Annotated in this window: 14 protein-coding genes; 10 read left to right on the plus strand and 4 right to left on the minus strand. The window is 37.4% G+C overall.

Annotation, left to right across the window (positions count from 1 at the left end; translation table 11 throughout):
* Nucleotides 1–5 precede the first annotated feature (5 nt).
* Entirely contained in the window at nt 6–1,220 is a 1,215-nt protein-coding gene (locus CPT03_RS06575) for an MFS transporter (RefSeq protein ID WP_099438095.1), read from the minus strand.
* A gap of 138 nt (nt 1,221–1,358) precedes the next feature.
* Between CPT03_RS06575 and CPT03_RS06580 the strand changes: the two genes are divergently transcribed.
* The 4 genes from CPT03_RS06580 to cysQ are packed head-to-tail and all read left to right on the plus strand — an operon-like array spanning nt 1,359 to nt 5,615.
* Nucleotides 1,359–2,558 (plus strand): MFS transporter, encoded by a 1,200-nt coding sequence (locus CPT03_RS06580; protein ID WP_099438096.1) that lies wholly within the window; start codon nt 1,359–1,361, stop codon nt 2,556–2,558.
* Nucleotides 2,559–2,589: 31 nt separating this feature from the next.
* Nucleotides 2,590–3,801 carry a chromate efflux transporter gene (chrA, locus tag CPT03_RS06585; RefSeq protein WP_099438097.1) on the plus strand — a complete coding sequence of 404 codons (1,212 nt, stop codon included), beginning with the start codon at nt 2,590–2,592 and terminating at the stop codon, nt 3,799–3,801.
* Nucleotides 3,802–3,829: 28 nt separating this feature from the next.
* On the plus strand, nt 3,830–4,846 hold the full coding sequence (locus tag CPT03_RS06590) for a sulfotransferase family protein (RefSeq protein ID WP_099438098.1): 1,017 nt from the start codon (nt 3,830–3,832) through the stop codon (nt 4,844–4,846).
* 4 nt (nt 4,847–4,850) lie between these two features.
* The gene (cysQ, locus tag CPT03_RS06595; RefSeq protein WP_099438099.1) at nt 4,851–5,615 is read left to right on the plus strand and encodes a 3'(2'),5'-bisphosphate nucleotidase CysQ; all 765 of its coding nucleotides are present in this window, start codon (nt 4,851–4,853) and stop codon (nt 5,613–5,615) included.
* On the opposite strand, the gene cysC is transcribed toward cysQ, so the two are convergent.
* Nucleotides 5,612–6,157, minus strand: coding sequence for an adenylyl-sulfate kinase (gene cysC, locus CPT03_RS06600; protein WP_099438100.1), 546 nt, complete (start codon nt 6,155–6,157; stop codon nt 5,612–5,614). The genes cysQ and cysC overlap by 4 nt on opposite strands.
* A gap of 44 nt (nt 6,158–6,201) precedes the next feature.
* On the opposite strand from cysC, the gene CPT03_RS06605 reads away from it, so the two are divergent.
* From CPT03_RS06605 to CPT03_RS06615, 3 genes are read left to right on the plus strand one after another with little or no spacing between them, the layout of a single operon-like run.
* Nucleotides 6,202–7,383 (plus strand): MFS transporter, encoded by a 1,182-nt coding sequence (locus CPT03_RS06605; protein WP_099438101.1) that lies wholly within the window; start codon nt 6,202–6,204, stop codon nt 7,381–7,383.
* The gene (locus CPT03_RS06610; protein WP_099438102.1) at nt 7,380–9,872 is read left to right on the plus strand and encodes a YfhO family protein; all 2,493 of its coding nucleotides are present in this window, start codon (nt 7,380–7,382) and stop codon (nt 9,870–9,872) included. The genes CPT03_RS06605 and CPT03_RS06610 overlap by 4 nt, the downstream gene beginning before the upstream one ends.
* 17 nt (nt 9,873–9,889) lie before the next feature.
* Nucleotides 9,890–10,351 carry a DUF4268 domain-containing protein gene (locus CPT03_RS06615; RefSeq protein ID WP_099438103.1) on the plus strand — a complete coding sequence of 154 codons (462 nt, stop codon included), beginning with the start codon at nt 9,890–9,892 and terminating at the stop codon, nt 10,349–10,351.
* Between the two features lie 7 nt (nt 10,352–10,358).
* Here CPT03_RS06615 and CPT03_RS06620 read toward each other — a convergent pair whose 3' ends face one another.
* A complete protein-coding gene (locus CPT03_RS06620) occupies nt 10,359–10,730 on the minus strand; it encodes a hypothetical protein (RefSeq protein ID WP_099438104.1) in 372 nt (123 codons plus the stop codon).
* A 129-nt stretch (nt 10,731–10,859) separates the two neighbouring features.
* A complete protein-coding gene (locus CPT03_RS06625) occupies nt 10,860–11,654 on the minus strand; it encodes a helix-turn-helix domain-containing protein (RefSeq protein ID WP_099438105.1) in 795 nt (264 codons plus the stop codon).
* Between the two features lie 83 nt (nt 11,655–11,737).
* Here CPT03_RS06625 and CPT03_RS06630 point away from each other — a divergent pair, with 83 nt between their 5' ends.
* From CPT03_RS06630 to CPT03_RS06640, 3 genes are read left to right on the plus strand one after another with little or no spacing between them, the layout of a single operon-like run.
* A complete protein-coding gene (locus CPT03_RS06630; RefSeq protein ID WP_099438106.1) occupies nt 11,738–13,063 on the plus strand; it encodes a TolC family protein in 1,326 nt (441 codons plus the stop codon).
* 1 nt (nt 13,064) lies between these two features.
* Nucleotides 13,065–14,129, plus strand: a complete 1,065-nt coding sequence (locus CPT03_RS06635) for an HlyD family secretion protein (protein WP_099438107.1) — start codon at nt 13,065–13,067, stop codon at nt 14,127–14,129.
* On the plus strand, nt 14,126–15,721 hold the full coding sequence (locus tag CPT03_RS06640; RefSeq protein WP_099438108.1) for an MFS transporter: 1,596 nt from the start codon (nt 14,126–14,128) through the stop codon (nt 15,719–15,721). The genes CPT03_RS06635 and CPT03_RS06640 overlap by 4 nt, the downstream gene beginning before the upstream one ends.
* The last annotated feature ends 27 nt before the right edge of the window (nt 15,722–15,748 follow it).

Raw genomic sequence — 15,748 nt, forward strand, 5'->3', positions numbered from 1 at the left:
TCTTATCAGGCAGCTGTTAGCTCTTCTTTTCTGGTAAGCTTAAAGATAATAAACATCACTATACCAGATACTATGGCTAAAAGCAGGTAGCTGAAATTTAAGTTATGCTCATCTTTGGCCGGCAGGAAAGAGATTACGCTATAGCTGAGAAATGATACAATAACATAAGTAACACCACCGGTTAATCCGCTGGCAATACCTGCGTTTTTAGGGAACCTGCCCAAACAAAATGTAAAGTAGTTATTGAAGATATAACCTGCAGTTACGTGAATTAAGAAGGCAAAAAATATGAGTGTATATATGCTTGAAATGAATTGAATGCTGATAAACATGAGCAATACAAACAGTATTTGCAGCCCCAGGTTCACAATCATTTTCTTTAAAAATGGCTTGTTGATGGTGGCTTTACCTATAAAGCCGCCAACCATCCAGGCAAAGCCGAGGATCAGAGAGCTATAACCGGCTATTACAGGTGAAAAGTGGAGGTGATGTTCTATAATAAACGGACCTGTCATATTGTAGATCATTACCATTGAATAGGCCAGGCCCAGCATCACTATACCCAAACTAAAACTTGGTGTTTTAATCATTTTGAGATAGACATTGCCTATGTTCTTTAATGAGAATTTAGAAAAGCGGCTCAGGCTTTCTCCGCTGTAAATGAACTCTAATAAAGCCAGTATCAAAGCCAATCCTGCCAGGAAGTAGAAATTCGACTCCCAGCCAAATACGGTCTGTAAATACCCCCCTAAAAATGGCGCTACAATAGGCCCGGTAGACCAAATGATAGAGAACAGGCTTAGGTAATGTTTAAGCTTGTCGCCCTCAAAAATATCGACAAAAAAGGCTCTTTTGCCTACAATGATAGTTCCTACTGTGAACCCATGAATGATTCGCATAAGGTAAATGAGGTAGATGTTATGGGTATTAGCGATAACAATACTTGCCCCAGCAAATACCAGCAGACAGATCAGGCTGAGTTTATACCTGCCGAAACTGTCCAGTACGCTGCCTATAAAAAGCTGCGAAATTCCATAGCTGATCAGAAATAAGCTTAGTGTTAACTGTACTTGTAAACTGCTAACCTGCATGGTTGTGGCCATGGTAGGTAAGGAAGGAATATAAATATCTGTTGCAAAGCCGGATAAGGGCAGTAAGGCAAAAGCAAGGACTGTTGAAATGCCTTTATTGTGTTCTTTTAATGGTTTTGATACTGTCAATTGGTGATGTTTTTGATCAGCCAAAGTTACCCTTTAAAGGGTTTTTGGCCCATATTTTTAGAACACGGGAATGTAATAAATAAACAATCGGAAAGTAAAATTTTAAAGTACTGCTATATTTGTCACAGCTCTTAACCTATGCTATTATTCAGAGAAATTGCACGCAATTATAAACTATCCTTTGCCGGCTTAAGCCGTGAAACCTGGATATTGAGCATTGTTATGCTCATTAACCGAAGCGGATACATGGCGGTACCTTTTATGGGGTTGTTTGTAACGCAATCGCTCCACAGGCCTGCTTCTGATGCAGGTTTTATCATTACACTTTTTGGGGTGGGTTCTATATTAGGCTCTGCCGCTGGCGGTAAACTTACAGATGTAATTGGATTTAGGCCGGTTCAGATTGTGGCATCTATTGTTAGCGGCACGTTCTTTCTGTTTTTTGCAAATATTACTGATTTTCATACCCTTTGTGTGCTGGCAGTTGTGATCAGTTTCTTTTCAGAAGCTTTTCGACCAGCCAACTTTGTAGCCATAGCAGCTTATGCCAAACCAGACCTGCAGACCCGTTCTTATTCGTTAAACAGGCTTGCTGTGAATATGGGATGGGCAATAGGCGTAAGTGCAGGAGGCTTAATTGCATCTTACGATTACAGATTATTGTTTATTGTTGATGGTTCGGTAAACATTATTGCAGGGCTGGGTATCTTTTGGTTTTTGCCAAGAATTAAAGACTACAGAAAGGTTTTAAAGGAAAAAGCTAAAGGAATTGTGGTACGCAAACCCTGGGAAGATGCAGTATTTATCAGATTCTTGCTATTAACTGCTGTTTTTGTGATTTGCGCTTTTCTGATGTTTAGAGTTGTTCCGGTATTTTATAAAGAAATTTGGAAGATAGGCGAATTCGAAATAGGCTTAATACTAGGGATCAATGGGATTATTATAGCACTGTTTGAAATGGTGATGATCCATAAGATTGAGAATAAAAGGTCTCCTATTTTTTTTATAGTAGTAGGCGCTTTATTAGTTGCATGTTCATTTGCTGTACTTTTGCTTCCTTTTGGAAGTCCTATATTATTGGGTACCTTGTGTATAGTTTTCTTCACCTTTGGTGAAATGTTTGCTTTGCCCTTTATTAATACTTTTGTAATGAGCAGAGCAAACGAGTTTAACAGGGGGCAATATGCAGGAGGATACATGCTTTGCTGGTCGATAGCGCAAGTTGTTGGTCCTATAGCCGGGTTTTTTATTGCCGAAAGGTATGGTTACAACACGCTTTGGATTGTGATTACTATTTTGTTATTGATCTCGGCATACATGTACAGACTGATGAAGTAGCATTAATCAACCGTAAAAACAAAGAAAGAGAGTGAATGATATTAGCATAGTACAAAAGGAAGTGGGTTTAAAGTACCTTTTCCTTACTTTTCTTAAAATAGGATGCGTTTCTTTTGGCGGACATATGGCTTTAATAGCCGTTGTTCAAAAGGAAATGATTGAAAAGGATAAAACGCTGAGTCAGGAAAATTTATTAAATGCGGTTAGTATTGCCAGTTTGTTACCAGGGCCATTGGCAGTAAATGTGGTATCATATATTGGTTACCATCTGCACAAAAAGAACGGCCTGCTGGTAAGCATGCTGGGTATCCTGCTTCCTGCTTGCGTGTTGATGTATGTACTGTCGTGGTGTTATTTTAACTATATCCATGTTAAGGATCTTTCTGGTATAATGGCCTATACAGTAGCGGCTGTAAGTGCTATTATCTTAACTACTGGTTTAAATATATTCTTAAAAGAAGTAAAAGGGCATAACAGCAAAATAGCTCTTTGTTTGATCTCTATTATAGTACTTTATTTTATTAAAGGATACCTGATCATTCTATTGCTTATATTAATTGGTGGCTTAATTGGTGTTTATTTTAAGCTGGCCAATTTAAGGGATAGTGGCGAAGCCAAATTTACATGGGAAAGATTAAGCAGTAGTGCTAAAATCGGGCTATCGTCTCTGTTGTTGTTATATGCAGCCTTTGTTACCGGATTATACAGGTACACAGATCTTGTTTTACTTAAAATAGCTTCTGTATTTTCAGGTATAAGCCTTTCGCTTTTTGGTGGTGGATATGTGATGATCCCGATTATGCAGTCGCTTTTTGTAACAGAACTAAAGTGGCTAAGTAATCAGGAATTTATAGATAGCATTGCATTTAGTCAGCTAACACCGGGGCCGATTCTGGTAAGTGCATTTTTTACGGGTTATAAACTGGCGGGTCTGGCAGGAGCGGCATTAGCTACAATAGCTATTTTTGTGCCTTCGTCGGTACTCATGATTATTGTTTCCAAAATATTTAAGACCAATGCTGATTCCACAGTAATGAAAAATGCACTGGCAGGAATAAAACCTGTTGTAGTGGGTATGATCATCGCTTCGGCCATAAAGCTCTTTTTTTCAGTGCATTCCACTTCAATTAATGTTACATTATTTCTGGTTGCATTTATTTTAAGTTTCAGATTTAAATTTAATCCTGTATACTTAATCATTATTTCTTTACTAATAGGGACTGCAGTGCACTTTATGGGTTAACTGCCCGATTAATTTTTAACTAACAAGAATGACCAATACCGGCATACAAATTATAGGAACTCAGCGTTCCGGATCTAATCTTTTAAGGGTAATTCTGGACCAGTCGGCTGAAATAGCATCGCCACATCCGCCACATATTCTGGTGGTTTTTATGCCGCTTTTGCATTTGTACGGGAAGCTTGACAGCGCATCGTACAAAACATTGGTTAATGACGTGGTGGCTTATGTAAACGCCAATCCGGTACCGTGGGAAGGTGTTTTACTAAATGCAGATGAGATTTATGAAAAATCTACACGATATGATCTCTTAGAGATAAACAGGCTGGTATATGAACAGGCAGCTATTAGCAAGGGTGCTAAGTATTGGTGCTGTAAAAGCATGGCAAATGTTCATTATGCTACAGAAATGGAAGATTTTGGATTAAACCTGAAATACATTTACCTGTACAGAGATGGGAGAGATGTAGCCTGCTCGTTTAAGAAAGCTATTGTTGGCGAAAAACACATTTATCACCTTGCGAAGCAATGGAGCGAAGATCAGGCAGCTTGTTTAAAATTAAGGGCAAGCTTACCTGCAGAGCGCTTTTTTGCCTTGAATTATGAAACACTGATTACTGAACCTGAAAGCGAAATCAGGAAACTATGCCTTTATCTGGATATTGCCTATCAACCTGATATGCTTAAGTTCTACGATTCCAAAACATCTAAGCTTACGGCTGCTGCAGGCGAAATGTGGAGCAATCTGGAAAAGCCCATCATCAGTAACAATACCCGTAAATTTTTAAATGAGTTTAAAGGCAATGACCTGGAAATTTTTGAGCTGGTTGCAGGTGATATATTGAGGCAGTTAGATTATGAACTGGTTGTCCAAAATCCAGATGCAAATTTAATTGATGCAGATCATATTGCTGCTTATGATAAAGAGAATGCCATATTAAAAAAAGAGACCTTGTTAAGCGCCAGACAAAGTGACTTAGATAACCGGGAAGCACAAGCCAAAATCCTTAAAGAAATAAAAGAAAGATCAGCAACAATATTACCATAACGAAATGAATATTACAGATATACAGCCAATAATCGATATTGCCATTAAAGCCGGAAAAGCCATTTTGGAAGTCTATAATGGGACACAGGAAGCTTTTGGGATTACCAGGAAAGAAGACAATTCTCCGTTAACAATTGCCGATCGCGTTTCGCATGAGATTATTGTAGATGGCTTAACTAAACTTTATCCTCAAATTCCAATACTATCTGAAGAAGGCGCCGATATTGAATATGCTATCAGAAAAGAATGGAAGCAGTATTGGTGTGTTGATCCTCTAGATGGTACTAAAGAATTCATCAGCAGGAATGGGCAGTTTACTGTTAATATTGCTTTTATGGAAAACAATAAGCCTTTAATAGGAGTAATTTACAGTCCAGTATTAAATGTGGTTTATTATGGGATTATTGGAAAGGGAAGTTGGAAAATGACCCCTGGTGAACCTTCAGAACACATTAGTGTGGATAAGAAAGCCACAGAATGGGTTGCTATCGGTAGTCGTTCTCATGCTGATGAGGATGAGGAAAACATACTAAAGCAGTATCCTGTGGTCAGTAAACTCTCAATAGGCAGTTCGTTAAAGTTTTGTTTGGTTGCAGAAGGTAAAGCTCAAATCTACTATAGAAAAGGTCCAACTATGGAATGGGATACTGCAGCTGGACAAGCCATAGCCATAGGCAGCGGTGCAATTATGGTTAATGCAGATTTTGAAGAATTTGTTTACAATAAGCCATCGCTATTAAATCCAGGGTTTTACTGTAAGGTAAGTTAAGAAATATCTGCAATTCTGGTTTTTACAGCATTATGCAATTGATCGCAGCACTGTTTAGCAGTAAAATGATCGGTATGAAGTACTAAATCCGGATTTTCCGGTCGTTCAAAAGCAGAACTTATTCCTGTAAAATTCTTTAGTGTATTGTTGTATGCTTGTTCATATAAGCCTTTAATATCTCTTTGCTCACAAACATCCAGCGGGCAATCAATAAAAACCTCAAAGTACATATCGCCAAGGATAGTTCTTGCTATTTCTCTATGAGCATTTAAAGGAGTAATAAAAGAACAGGTAACAATTATTCCGTTTAAGGCAATTATTTTAGCAGTTTCAGCCGCTCTTCTAATATTCTCGGCTCTATCGTCCATACTAAAACCAAGATTGTGGTTTAAGCCCTTTCTCATTTCATCACCATCAAGTTTTATAGAAAAGAAACCAGACTCATTTAACTGTTCTTCAAATAAATTCGATATGGTACTTTTGCCTGCTCCGGATAGGCCCATAAGCCATATCACCATTCCCTTTTGATGTGGTAATTTCATTAAACGAATGTATAAAAAAATAGTTTACTACCTTTGCATAGTCAATGAATAATTCCTCTACATCAGATCCAATATATAATCTTCCATTTGCATTACTCTGTCTGAGTTCTCTTTTATTCTCAGCCAGCTTTAATATGCTTATTCCTGATTTACCAGCTTACCTTAGCGGTTTGGGTGGTGCAGAATATAAAGGCCTGATTATAGCATTATTTACACTTACAGCTGGTATATCGCGACCATTTAGTGGGAAACTGACCGATACAATTGGCAGGGTTCCAGTTATGGCTGTCGGATCTATTGTGTGCTTTGTTTGCGGATTTTTATATCCTATTCTTGGTACGGTTTCTGGCTTTTTATTTCTACGTCTTGTTCATGGTTTTTCAACCGGGTTTAAGCCAACAGCTACGGCAGCTTATGTAGCTGATATTATCCCGCGGGAGCGTTGGGGAGAGGCTTTAGGCATACATGGGTTATGCTTTAGTACCGGAATGGCCATTGGCCCGGCTATTGGTAGTTTTATAAGTGGTTTATATTCAATAAACGTATTGTTTTACTGTTCATCTGCGCTGGCTTTGCTATCGATCATCATATTGATGAACATGAAGGAAACTTTAAAGGATAAACAGAAGTTTAGTTTGTCTGTTCTGAAAATATCACGTAAAGACATAATTGACGTTAGGGTATTGCCGGCAGCTATTGTAACCTTGCTATCGTATGTAGGCTATGGTGTTATATTAACACTGATACCTGATTGGAGTGGCCATATTGGTCTGGCTAACAAAGGGATATTCTTTATGGTATTTACCATATCTTCATTACTGATCAGGTTTATTGCCGGAAAGATATCTGATAAATATGGCCGTATAAATGTGGCCATTTGCGGATTGATCATTCTGTGTGCCTCATTGGTTATTACAGGGTATGGTACTTCTGAAACCGGTTTACTTGCAGGAGCAGTGGTTTATGGCATAGGAACTGGTATCTTATCGCCTGCTTTAAACGCCTGGACTATAGACCTCAGTCACCCCCAGTATAGGGGTAAGGCTATGGCCACCATGTACATAGCGCTTGAAGCAGGTATTGGTTTGGGAGCTTTACTGGCCGGGTGGGCCTATCAGGACGTGATCGCTATGATTCCAACTATTCTTTATTGTACTGCCGGTGTTGCACTAATGGCGCTGGTGTATATGATAATGTGGAAAAAAAGAGCTTTCTTTACTGTATGAAGAAATGGTTTCAAGCTAACAGCACACATTTTATTATCATTGGGATATTTTTTATTCTTTGTTTTGCCTATTTCAGTCCTGCAATGCAGGGTAAAGACCTTTACCAAAGCGATGTGCTTGAAGCCAAGGCAATGGCAAAGGAAATTATGGATGTTAAAGCCGCAACTGGAAAAGGGCCATTGTGGACCAATTCTATGTTCGGTGGAATGCCCAGTTTCCAGATCTGGGTATCGAACAGCGGAAGTATTGCCAACTATGTTATAAATACTTTAAAAACTGTATTTCCGAACCCCATAGATATTGTTCTTTGTTATCTTTTGGGTGCTTACTTTTTATTAAGTACATTAAAAATGAAGCCCTGGCTTGCTGCTGCCGGAGCAATAGCTTTTGCTTTTACCTCTTATAATTTCATTTATATTGAAGCCGGCCACAGCAATCAGGCAATGGCAATTTCATTCTTTGCACCTGTGCTTGGTTCTATTTTACTCACTTTTAGGGGGCGATATTTATTGGGTGGCTTGTTAACTGCGTTTTTTCTTGCTGTCGAAATCAGATGTAACCACATTCAAATGACCTACTATCTGTTCATGTGTTTACTCATATTAGCAGGTTTTGAGCTTTATTATGCAATAGCATCCAAACAGCTGAAGGCTTTCTTTACCTCTGCGGGCTATCTTGTAGCAGGTGTTATTTTAGCCGTTGGTGTAAATGCCGGACAGTTATGGACTACCTATGAATATGGAAATGAATCTATACGCGGTAAGGCAAATTTAACCAGGACATCTTCAAAATCAGATACCGGACTTGGCAGAGATTATGCTTATAACTGGAGTCAGGGTGTTGGCGAAATATCTACATTTCTTGTTCCAAACATGTATGGTGGCGCTACACAGATCAAACAATTAGACGAGCATTCTCATGTTGCTAAAGCATTGGTAGCAAAGGGTGTTCCCGAAGATCAGGTTAAGGAGATTATCCCTCAGCTTCAGCAAGGTTTAATAAGAACCTACTGGGGCGAAAAATCCAGCACCCATGGCCCATGGTATTTTGGCTGTATTGTAATCTTTTTATATGTGCTTGGGTTATTTATAGTTAAGGGTAAAATGAAGTGGTGGATTTTAACTTCCACATTTCTATTTGTGTTTTTATCATTTGGCAGGCATTTCCCATTAATCTCAGATCTATTCTTTGATTATTTCCCTATGTACAACAAAATGCGGGCAGTAGAATCTATATTGGTTATACCAGCATTAATTATTCCATTACTTGCATTTGTAGCGCTTAAGCAATTTGTAGATGAGAAAGACAAGACAAAAGATTTACCTAAGAAATTACTTTACTCGCTATACATAACAGGTGGTGGCTTACTGGTATTTATGCTTATTCCTACACTGTTTTTTGACTTTAGAGACACATCCCATCAGGAAATGGTGAATCATATTGCCGAGGCATTTAAAGCTGACCTCGGCTTTGCCAATTCAATAGGTAGTGCGTTGATAGAAGACAGGATATCACTTGCCCGAACTGATGCTTTCAGATCCCTGATTTTCATTTTACTGGGCTTTGGTATTTTATGGGCAATACTGAAAGGCAAAGTTAAAGCAAACACTGCATTTATTGTTTTAGGTGTACTGATATTGGTTGATATGTGGAGTGTAGACAGAAGATACCTGAATAACAGCAACTTCTATGATAAATCTGTGCTCGACCAAAATTACCAGGCTACTGCAGCTGATCTTCAGATCTTAAATGATAAAGCACTTGACTTTAGGGTTATAGATTTCACTAAAGGCAATCCTTTCTTTGATGCTTCGGCCTCGTATTTCCACAAATCGGTAGGAGGAAGGCACTCTGCAAGACTACAACGCTATGATGAAATGATTACCGCACAATTTAGCGAGAAAATAAACGAGCCTGTATTAGATATGTTAAATACCAAATATTTGATAATGGCTGATAAATCCAGTCCAACACCTCAGGCTATAGAAAGAAAAACAGCTTTGGGTAATGCCTGGTTTATTAGTAATATAAACTACGTTAAAAATGCGGATGAAGAGATGAAAGGCATTACCAGTTTTGATCCTAAAACAACGGCAATAGTTGATGAGACCGTTAAATCTCAAATTGGTGATGTAAAATCTTTAACTGATACTACTGCAAAAATTCAACTGACCGAGTATCATCCGGATCACCTTGTTTATAAATATAAAAGTGCACAAGACGCCATCGCCGTATTTGCAGAAATATGGTATGATAAAGGATGGAATGCTTATTTGGATGGCAACAAAATCCCTTATTTTAGAGCTAATTACATACTTAGAGCAGCTAAACTACCTGCTGGGAGTCACAATTTAGAATTTAAGTTTGAACCAACTTCTTACCTTGTAGGAGATAAGATATCAATGATTTCTTCTTTGATTTTGGTAATCATTTCAGGTATTGCTGTATTTTTGCATTTCAGGGCTAAGAAAAACACAGCTTCAGTATAAATATTAAACTATAAAGATTGTATTCAAAAGATCAGGCTTCGCAAATTAAGCAAGCTTTTTGGACCGCATATGGGCAGTACATGGCCTTGCAACCTTCTGCAGAAGGATTAAGAATTAACTGGGTAAACTATAAAACCGGCATTAAACATCTGGCTTTTAAAATGCAGGTTGATAAAAAATCTGCGTGGATAGGCATTGAAATATCGAACCCAGACCTTAGTATACAGCAGCTTTTATTTGAGCAATTTGAAGAGTATAATAAGCTTTTAAGCAACACCTTAGGAGAAGAATGGGAGTGGGAGATGCATACAACTGATGAATATGGCAAAACAGTTTGTAAAATTTATACCGTTTTACCAGCCGTAAGCATATTTAATAAAGAAGATTGGCCTAAACTAATATCGTTCTTTAAGCCACGAATCATAGCCTTAGATGAGTTCTGGAGCGATGCGCGTTATGGTTTTGAGCTATTCAAATAAGGTATATCTAAAGCTCATCGTATCTTTCATAACGGGTTTCACCGGTTAGCGTAAGTTCATTGGTAGTTTTGTCAACAGCAAAATCTATATCCATCGTATGATCATCCGTATAGTCTATTGCTGCACATATAGAATACTCGCTAATCTGATATGTAGCTTTAAATTTACCTTTTAAATTGCTGTCATTGCTCAGGCTACCTTCAAGCACCTTAACATTTTCTATTTTGCCTTTGCCATATTCGTACTCAATAATTAATTTATCCAATTCTCCGGTTTTATTTATATGAAACTCTAAAAGCCGGTTAATACCCTCATTACTAGCATTAGCAGTTTCAAAAACCGCGGCATCTATTTGTGTTTTTCTGGTGATTACTGACATGGCATAAACATTTATTTTAAACTTAATACAATATTACTGTTAAATATGCGTCTTTGTATTGAGAGCGTTAATTTAGATAAGCGGGAATGGTCGGTATGATTATTCCCGTTTTCTTTTTTATTAAGCCTGCTAACGCTTTCCAAAATCAGACGGGCGGATATTTGTGAGTTGATAAAATGCTTTGCTAAATGCCGCTAAACTATTATATCCTGTAGCATAAGCAATCTCGCTGGTTGATTTACTTGTTTGTAAAATCATTTCAATAGCTCTAACCATCCTTAACAATTTTAAGTACTGTAAAAAGGAGATACTCATTACAGATTGAAATAATCTTGAAAGTGTTCTTTCGGCCATGCCAAATCTTTTAGAAATATCTTCTAACGTAAGTGGCTCATTGTAATGCTTAGCCAAAAAAGCTATAATTGGCAATAATCTTTCATTATTTGTAGTAGGTAAAGCAATTGGAAATTCTTTTGCACCAAGCTGTGGAAGCAAGTTCTTCAAAGAAGACAAGAACTGGAAGGGAACTACATTATCAGAAGAGATAAAGCCATTCCATTTCTCAGTATATATTATCATTTCCAGTAAAAGGTTATTAACAGGGTAGATGCCCAATTGCTCAAAAAAAGGCTCCTTGGAGTCGTCCTGACTATAAAAATATATATTTCTGATAACCGTTCCCTGATGCCTTACTTCCAGGTAATGCATTAAACCAACCGGCACCCATACATAATGTCGGGCAGGGATAATATAGCTTACGTTTTTAATATGGATGTAAGCTACTCCACCTTGCACATACGTTAATTGACCTTTGGTATGAGAATGTACAGGTAATTTGCGCTCCAGTTTTTCATGCAAAACAAATATACCATCTGAATTTAAGTCAATTACATTCAGATATTCTGATGTTTGTAAAATATTCATTGGCTGGAATGGACAAATAATTGGCAATATAGATAAAAATACAGCTTAATTGTATAGCTAACTTTGTGTATTCTTTACACTATATGTACTCCTATAAAAAACACTATGCTCTTATCTCACTCTCAATCCTCCTTTCAAGTGCTACGTTTGCCCAAAAAGAACCATCAGCAAGCCATTTATCATTAGCCGAAATATGGAATAAAGCAGAGGCTAACAGTAAAGCTGTAAGAATGCAGAGTTTAAAACTCAATGAATCTGAAGAAGCAATAAAAGATGCCAAAGCAGAACGATTGCCTGATATCGAAGCAGAAGGAGAGTATGCCAGAGTAAGTAATATGCCTATCTATAGTAATGGTCTGTTTCATACACCATCACAGTTCGAAGTAGTTCATACCGCTTACAGCTTTGGTGGCAATGCATACCTGAACCTTTATAATGGAAATAAAACCAGTCTGAAGATCAGGGAAGAGAAAGAAAAAAGGAATATTTCGGCAGAACAACTAAACCTGACTACTTCCGAAATTAAACTAAAATCAGCTGCATATTACCTTGACCTGCAAAGAAGTAAGATCTTTAAAGACTTGCTGTTAAAGGATATCAGTGATCAGGAGAAACAACTTGATGAAATCAGACAACTCCTTAAAAACGGAGTAATTTTAAAAAGTGATGTACTTAGAGCTGAGCTTAAGCTGTCGCGCCAAAAAATGTCGCTATTACAAATTGATAATGATATAAACATAGCCAATCAAAAACTGACAATACTAATAGGTGAGGAGGATAGTTTTAAAATATTACCAGACTCATTAAGCAGTTCAGGTTTGGATATTAAAACATATCCGGAATATCTGGATGAAGCAGTAGCCCACTCATATGAGCTAAAAATCTCGGAAAAAGAAGTCGAGTTAAATAAGCTGGAACTCAAAAAAGTAAAGGCAAACGTTTCTTTTAAAGTGGGACTTTTTGCTAATTATGCTTATTCCTACCCACAAATTCAGTTTTATCCCTATTCTATAGCAATGTATGGCCTCGGACTAAGTGGTATAAAAGCAAGTTTTCCTATCTCGGCTTTTTACCATAATAAACATAAAACCAAGGTGGCGGAACTGGCATTTAAGCGACAAGAGGTTGAATATGAAGCAACAGCTGATAAGGTTAGACAGGAAGTGAACGAAGCCTATTTAAGATACAAAGAGGCGATAACACGTATTGATGTAGCAAAGCAGAATATAAAACAAGCTACAGAAAACCTAAGAATCGTTAACAATACTTATTTCAATCAGTTATCACTATTAACTGATCTTTTAGATGCTGATACACAATTGTTGCAAACCCGTTTTGATTTGGCAGCATCACAAATAGCGGCACAACTACAATATTTCCAATTACAAAAAGCAATAGGTAACCTTTAAAATGCGAACAAAAAAGAAAAACTATACAAGCACTGATCAACTCATCACCAAAATTACTGCCTGGATTGCAGGTGTTATTGTAGTTGGTTTAATGATTTGGGGAGCAATTTCCTTATTAGATCTTTATAAATATGAAGAGACTAATGATGCACAAGTAGAAGAATATATAAATCCTATAACATCAAGAGTAACAGGCTATATAAGAACAATTAAATATGAGGAAAATCAGGATGTAAAGAAAGGTGATACCCTGCTGATTATTGACAATAGCGAATATAAATTAGGCCAGCAAGAGGCCGAAGCTGCATTGTTAAATGCGCAGGCCCAGATTAAAGTAATGGAGAGCAATGAGCTTACAACAGCCAAAGCGGCCAGTGTGATGAAATCACAGATTGCTTCTGCAAAAGCTAAATTGCTAAAGCAGCAACAAGATTATGATCGTTATTCAAAGCTCTTTAAAGTAGAATCTGCAACCCTTCAGCAATTGGAAAATAGCAAAGCCGCACTCGACGTTGCAGATGCAGAATACAGATCAGCGCTCAATAGCTATGAAACTTCAGCTTCTAAAGTAAATGATATCAGATCTCAAAGAGATGTATATCTGGCCGAAATAAAGCGAAGAGAGGCATTATTAAACAGGAACAAGCTAGATGTAGGTTACACGGTAATTACTGCGCCTTATGATGGTAAAATGGGCAGACGAACCATTCAGGAGGGTCAACTAATTCAGGCCGGACAAACATTAGCCTTTATCGTAGATCAGGAAGCAGGTAAATGGGTTATTGCCAATTTCAAAGAAACACAGATAGCAAGTATGAAACTAAATGGTCATGCCGTTATCGAAACAGATGCCTTTCCTGGCGAGGAGTTTCAGGGCACAATCGTTTCTTTATCTCCGGCTACCGGAGCCAGATTCTCTTTGCTGCCACCCGATAATTCAACTGGGAATTTTGTAAAAGTAGTACAGCGTATTCCGGTTAAAATTAAGTTAGATGACAGCAAGAAACTAACAGATAAGCTTAAGGCTGGTATGAATGCTATTGTTGTAATTGCTAAAAACCAATGATCGCTGTAAAACCTGTATTTAAAAGCTGGGCTCCGGAATGGTTAATCAGAGGCACAATATTCATCGTAATTTTACCTTGTTTATTGCTTTTTGGCTTATCTACAGCTAATCCGAATGCAGCGGCAGGGTATTACGGTATTGAACCGGCAGATGTTCAATACTCCATGATCATTTTTTATGCTGCCGTAGCCAGTTTCTTTGCCTTAGAAAGACGATTTTTTGTATACCTGGCTACTAAAGAGTATTTTCTTGTGGGAATTATATTACAAATTGTTACCTCATACATTTGCTATAATACTCAGAATTTACACACGCTTTTTATATTCAGATTTATACAGGGCATGGCCAATTGTGGTACTACAAGCATTTGTATTACCTTAATATTTAGTAGAATACAAAGCGAAAGAGCCAGAGAGATGGGATATTCTATTTTCTATGGCATGTTGCTATGTATAAGCCCGATATCTATTTTACTAACCGCACCTATTGTAGATGCCTACGATTACAACTTCTTGTATAAAGCAATCATATTTTGCTATATACCCGGCGCTATTCTTTTGCTTTCTATAATGAATACAGTGCGTTTAAATCGCAAAATTCCACTTTATCAGGTAGATTGGGCAAGTTTTGTACTCTATGCGCTAATGCTATGTTTTATTGGCTATGTGCTGGCTTATGGCCAACAATACTATTGGCTGCAGGATAAACGTATATACAGAAGTTGCGGAGCAATATTAGTGCTATTGCTAATTCATATTTTAAGACAACTTAATTTAAAAAGACCTAGCCAGAATATGGAAGTATTTAAATACAGAAACTATATAATTGGTGTGTTTTTAATCTTTGTGCTTTACATTGTTCGTGGTGCGCTAAATATTACTAACCTGTATTTTGCTACTGTTTTAGGAATGGATCCAATTCATATTGCTTATATCATGATGGCCAATATTGTCGGAATTGCCATAAGTGTTTTAATTTCTTCACGACTATTGATTTTAAAAAGACCGATGAGGTTAATCTGGATCTACGGTTTTGGATTACTTCTGATATTTCATATCTGGATGATATTTTTGTTTAACACCCAGGCAGATGCTTCAACTTTTATAATTCCTTTAATTGTTCAGGGGATGGGAGCTGGTATGCTGATGACTCCGGTAATTGTTTTCGCTGTGTCTTCAGTTCCTGAACGTTTGGGTGGTACAGCATCAGCAGTTGGGGTATTTTTTCGTTTTATGGGTTTTTGTAGCAGTATAGCACTCATCAACTATTATCAGCTTTACAATAAAACCAACCATATAAATCGTTTTCAGGAGCACATCACTTCTTTAAATCCAGTAGCACTTGAAAAGCTTGAAATATATAAAAGGGCGCTATTGGCGAAGGGTGCTTCAACCGGACAGGCATCTAAAATTGCCCAGGGACTGCTTGGTAAATCTATTGAAATTCAGGCTCAATTGAAATCGGCAATTGATTACTATAAGGTTATAAGTGCTTTATTAATTGTTGTAATCCTTATTATAGCATTAATTCCATATATTAATAGAACTATTGTTAATCTTAAAACCAAGCAACCGGCTCCAATATCATATTAAGTGCACACATAGTTCACACATTCTACG

The sequence above is a fragment of the Pedobacter ginsengisoli genome (assembly GCF_002736205.1).
Lineage (GTDB): Bacteria > Bacteroidota > Bacteroidia > Sphingobacteriales > Sphingobacteriaceae > Pedobacter > Pedobacter ginsengisoli_A.